This window comes from Corynebacterium sp. HMSC074C03 (assembly GCF_001838285.1).
In the GTDB taxonomy this organism is placed as follows: Bacteria; Actinomycetota; Actinomycetes; order Mycobacteriales; family Mycobacteriaceae; genus Corynebacterium; species Corynebacterium amycolatum.
The window spans coordinates 1-5366 of record NZ_KV836226.1 but is presented as its reverse complement, the minus strand read 5'-3'; the positions used below and the strand labels follow the sequence as shown (position 1 = coordinate 5366).

The following is a 5366-nucleotide window of genomic DNA, read 5'->3' as shown; positions in this document are numbered from 1 at the left end:
GGCATGCGGACACACTTTTCTTTACTTAACCCTCTAGCACGGCACGTCCACCGCAGCGATGCGGTGGGGTTGGATCGTGAGGCTCTCCCCGGTGGATTCGAGCACCGCGGAGATGGTGGAGGGGGTCATCATCACGATGGAGATCCAGTCATGGCTGGTGGCACCCGCATAGTCCACGTAGTGCAGGCGCACCTGTGTGCCCGCGGTATAGGCGCGGCGCAGCTCGGACATGATCTCCCGCGGCGAGCGGAAGGTCCGGGTGTCCGAGGCCTTCGTGCCGTCCGCCGGGTCCACGGCGATGGCCTGGTCGTGGGCGCGGCGAAAACCCTCCACGGCGCCGTCGATCTCCGAGGCGATCTCGGTGGAGTCCCCAGTGATGTCCATGATGTTGCGCTGGGGAGTATCCACGCGAGACGGGACACGAGCCGAGTGGGGTTCGGTGGCGGAGCCCTGCTGGAATGCCCTGGTGGCGTCGTCAATCAAATACCGCAGGGACTGGGGAACGGACGAGAGACCGCCGGGGGACATGCGATCCAGGAAGGCCTCGATGTCCTTCCATGGGGCGTCATAGCGCTTCGGCCCGATCAGGCTGAATACGTCGCCTTCGCGGCCGTCCTCGCGCACCAGGGTGGCGGTGAGCCCCAGACGGCGGCGAGACTGCAGGTCGGAGGTCATGCGGAACACCGGGGCAGGCAGCAGGTGAACCTCGTCGTAAATGATTAAGCCCCAGTCGCGGGAGTCGAACAGCTCCAGCGCCCGGTATTCGCCCTTCGACTTGCGCGTGACCACTTGGTAGGTGGCGATGGTCACGGGGCGGATCTCCTTCTTCTCTCCGGAGTATTCGCCGATTTCATCCTCCGTCAGGGAGGTGCGGCGCACTAGCTCGTCCTTCCACTGCCTGCCCGCGACGGTGTTCGTCACCAGGATCAGGGTGGTGGCCTTTGCCTTGGCCATCGAGGCCGCGCCGACCATCGTCTTGCCCGCACCACATGGCAGCACTACCACGCCCGAGCCGCCTTCCCAGAAGCTATCGGCCGCCATCTCCTGGTAGTCGCGCAGCTGCCATTCTTCGTGTTCCTGCGACAGCTCGATGGGGTGTGCCTCGCCGTCGACGTATCCCGCCAGGTCCTCTGCGGGCCAGCCGACCTTCAGCAGTTCCTGCTTGAGCCTGCCGCGCTCGGAAGGGTGCACAACGATCGAGTCCTCGTCGATCTCTGCGCCCAACATGGGCTTGATCTTTTTGTGACGCCGGATCTCCGTCAGCACAGCCCTGTCCGTCGTCTCTAGCACGAGCCCGTGCGCTGGGTGCTTGATGAGCTTCAGCCGCCCGTAGCGATCCATCGTGTCGGCAATGTCGATGAGCAGCGGCTGCGGGGCGGGGAACCGCGAGTAGGTTTCCAGCACGTCCATGATCTGCTCCGCGTCGTGCCCTGCCGCGCGGGCGTTCCACAGCGCCAGCGGGGTGATGCGGTAGGTGTGCACGTGCTCCGGCGCGCGCTCCAGCTCCGCGAACGGTGCCAGCGCGGTGCGCGCCTCCTGCGCCTGTTCGTGGTCGATTTCCAGCAGCACGGTCTTATCCGACTGCACAATGAGCGGTCCGTTTCCAATGCCCACGCTGTGTGTCACTTCCTTTTTGTTTATCGACGCCACCGCGACGGTGTTGCTCAAGCCAAAGACATCATTTTACGCTGCAGTGGTGCGAACTCGTGCTCCACTATGCTGAGACCCATGATTGCTCAGACGGGAAATCTGCGCCAATGGCAGTATTTCGTGGCTTTAGCGGAGACCGGTAGTTTTACAGCGGCGGCAGCGCGACTGGGAGTGAGTCAGCCGCCTGTCTCCAATGCCATTAAGCGCTTAGAAGCTGGTGTAGGTACACCGCTATTTATCCGAGGGGCGGGGGAAGTGAAACTAACCGAGGCAGGGTTGACCTTGCTTCCATATGCCCGGGTGATTAATCGCGATCTTCAGACTATGCATTCGATGATTGACGGTATCCGAAGTGGTGCGCAAAGCGGGTTTCGTTTGGCCATCAGTAGTGCGCTTCCAAGCGAGATAGGATCGCGTATTGCAGCAAAGGCACAGCAGCATGATGGAGTAGTTTTGTCGTCACTGCCTTCTGTTGAGATTCTTGCCCGTGTTGAAGAAGGCGCTATTCATGCGGGGCTTGTTCAAGCTCCGGTTCCCTTGGGTACTCACCGCAGTGCGAGGCAGTTTTCTCTGTCACGTGATCTAGTGGTGCCGCCGGGGTATTCAAGGTTGGATAAGACCTTGTCTCAATTGAATCTGCTGGTGGAGAACCTGAATGACAATTCAAGTGCAGCCAGTGGTTTGGCGAGAGAGCTATTTCGGTCGGGTGTGTCTTGCGAAATTAATGATTCAGAGGATGCTCTAGGTAGGGGCTTATTGATTGGAAGAGGGGAGGGGATGTCTTTGGTATTTCGCGGTTTTCACCAGTTTGACAATGCTATTGAGCTTCCTTCCCGTTTCGATTTTTCCGTGGATGTAGTGGTTCGCCGAGGTGGGATGGACAATGGCGCCGAGGCCATGGCGGTCGCCGAAAGAATTTGTCGAAGGATTAACCAATGACTGCACGGATGGAGATGGCCCTGGAAAACGTGTTGACGCGGTCGGGGTGTGAGGGATGGTGGTGTGCATCGCGACTGCACGATGGGGTGACTATCGGACGCAAACAAGACGAGAAAATTCCGGTGGCATCCTTATATAAAATCCGGCTCCTCCACCTCACTTTGGAAGCGATTCAACGAGGTGATCTGGATCCTCGTCTTCGTGTTGACGTTGCACCGTCCAAAGGAACTTACGAAGGGTATGGGTTCGCTGCCTTTGATGACGCAGTGAACGTGAGTCTCCGAGACTTAATGAAACAAGTCGCATCGGTGTCAGATAACGTGGCCGCCCACGAGATTTTGCGTCTACTGCCTGCGTGGGCTCGAGAAGCATTTCTTAAACGGTTTCCACCTCATTATGACTTGCAAGATCGGAATAGCTTAGTGACGGCGGAGAAACAATTGCGTCAATATGTTCAATCCCAAGGGGGGAGTAGTACAGATATAGCGTTTTCTGCAGTCTCTTCGTTGGCGGAAATAACTAATGACTTGGAACAGGTTTGGAAAGACGATAGTGCAGCGGTACGTCGATCTATGTGTGAACTCTTGGGGTTGCAGGTGTGGCGTCACCGTGTTCCTTCAGGCTTTCCTCCAAGCGGCGTTGATATCTATGGAAAAACGGGCACTGTAGGACTTCTCCATGGTGAAGCTTCGATTATCCAGGTTGAGGGCGAGGAGCCCATTGTGGTGTCCATCATGCTGAAACAGGTGGTGCCAGAACAAGCAATGAGTACTCACGATGGTGCTATTGGCGAAGTGGCTAGACTGCTCGTGGACGCTCTTCGTTAGAATTTCTGCCACTTGAATACACACTTCTACCATCGCCTATATGTGAATGAAATGAGACAATTGCATTATGTGATATTGGTGGCATCCAATGCGTCTCACTTAACGTCACTCCCATGATGACTAAGCACAATCGTTTCCGTCAGTCGGTGATTGCACTCTGTTCGCTCTCCGCAGTGATGTTGAGCAGCTGTTCAGCTCTACCGTGGGAATCAGACTCAGACGTATTTCTCAAAGCTTTCAACGCGGGAGATGACAGCAAGGCTGCACGGTATCTGGATCATCCAGACCCGGAGCGCGCCCTTCATGAATTTCGGCAGTCACTTCATGGTGTGAAGGTCAACATCGAAAAATCTGATATTTCCAATGGAAAGCAGAATACTCATGTGACTTGGTCCAAAGATGGTGTGGAGTTGGAGAGCAATGGTCGGCTCGTCCTTAGTGGACAGGATGGTAAGCCTCAATGGTTGCCTTCGATCTTCGAAGCTCAGTTGAGCGATGATTCCGCACTCTTTTTTGCTGAAGATAAACAGTACGATCTTCCAATTAAAGATCGCTTGGGCAATGAATATATGACCTGGACGAAAGTTATTCAGGTACGAGGTCGCAAAGATATAGCCTCTAGAGCGCAGGAATTGGCCCAGATTTTTGCACCAGTGTCTCCCACAACGACTAAGGAGTGGATCGAGCAGACCTTGGGAGAGTCTCAGGATGAAGACACCGTGCTCCTCACTTTGAGGCAGGAAGAATTCCGGAAGATACAAGAGCAACTTAGGACCTTTGAGGGAATTTCCACTGTGGAGCAGGGGCGTCTCTTAAGCGTGTCCAAAACTCTTAACTCTCCGCTGGATGCTGAATTGAACAAATATTGGGAGTCAGTGCTCGATGCTAATTCAGGATGGTCGATACGCGCTGAGAGTTCACAAGGTATGACGACGGTAGCCTCTGAGCCGCCTCGCCGAGTTCAGCCAATCGCAACCACTCTGGATAACACACTGCAAAGCGCAGCAAAACAAGCAGTGGACAGTGAGCAACGTGCCGCAGTTCTAGTCGTGCTCAATCCTAGAACAGGAGGTGTCCTTGCCGTTGCACAAAATGACAAGGCAAATAACCAAGGGCCAATCGCACTCACCGGGCTATTCCCACCGGGATCGACGTTCAAAACTGTGACCACAGCGGCGGCACTAGAGGCAGGGGCAGTCAGCATGGATGAGGAACTACCTTGTCCTAGCAATATCACCGTCGCTGGACGCACGATTCCCAACGATCATGACTTCGATCTAGGTAGCGTTCGACTGGAAGAAGCTTTCGCCCAATCATGTAACACAACCCAAGCGGTCATTTCGGATCGTTTGGGAGAAGATGATCTGCAACGGACTGCTTTAGAACTCGGAATTGGCTCCGACTTCGACGTACCAGGGATGACCACACTTACTGGTTCGGTGCCGCGGACACCGGCTGGACCTCCTCGTGTGGAGGCTTCTATTGGACAGGGCGAGGTTCTAGCTAGTCCATTTGGGATTGCGCTCATGGAATCGACTGTCGCTAACGGCGGCTTGCTTGTTCCTCCACAGCTCATTCAAGGCGAACAGACAGTAGTGAATAAACAGGCAGACCAGCATGTCAGCGATACAACTATTCAAAGCCTCCGGACGATGATGAAATCAACAATTGACCACGGTTCAGCTAGGTCGTTGAGTGATCTTAGTGCACTTGGCGGAAAGACTGGTACAGCAGAAATTGATGGCAAGCTTTCCAATGGCTGGTTCGCTGGAACGACAGGGGAATTGGCGATTGCGTCCCTTGTAATCGAAGGAGATTCTTCTCAGCCAGCTGTGGAAATGGCCGGGCGTTTCCTTCGCTCGCCGGATGTTCAGAAATTCTCTGGAATTCAATAAACTTGCGTCATAACCTCTAGCACGGGTTAAGTAAAGAAAAGTGTGTCTTTTCCGG

At 55.1% G+C, this 5366-nt stretch carries 4 protein-coding genes; 3 read left to right on the top strand and 1 reads right to left on the bottom strand.

The features are described from left to right. Positions 1-33: 33 nt before the first annotated feature. Positions 34-1614 (bottom strand): helicase-associated domain-containing protein, encoded by a 1581-nt coding sequence (locus HMPREF2847_RS07010; RefSeq protein WP_016421371.1) that lies wholly within the window; start codon positions 1612-1614, stop codon positions 34-36. Between the two features lie 114 nt (positions 1615-1728). Between HMPREF2847_RS07010 and HMPREF2847_RS07005 the strand changes: the two genes are divergently transcribed. The 3 genes from HMPREF2847_RS07005 (at position 1729) to pbp2m (ending at position 5311) form a co-directional block, all read left to right on the top strand. Next, positions 1729-2589 carry a LysR family transcriptional regulator gene (locus HMPREF2847_RS07005; protein ID WP_012360809.1) on the top strand — a complete coding sequence of 287 codons (861 nt, stop codon included), beginning with the start codon at positions 1729-1731 and terminating at the stop codon, positions 2587-2589. After that, entirely contained in the window at positions 2586-3416 is an 831-nt protein-coding gene (locus tag HMPREF2847_RS07000) for a serine hydrolase (protein ID WP_070604856.1), read from the top strand. The genes HMPREF2847_RS07005 and HMPREF2847_RS07000 overlap by 4 nt, the downstream gene beginning before the upstream one ends. A 113-nt stretch (positions 3417-3529) precedes the next feature. Then, a complete protein-coding gene (gene pbp2m / locus HMPREF2847_RS06995; RefSeq protein WP_070604859.1) occupies positions 3530-5311 on the top strand; it encodes a penicillin-binding protein PBP2M in 1782 nt (593 codons plus the stop codon). Positions 5312-5366: the final 55 nt, after the last annotated feature.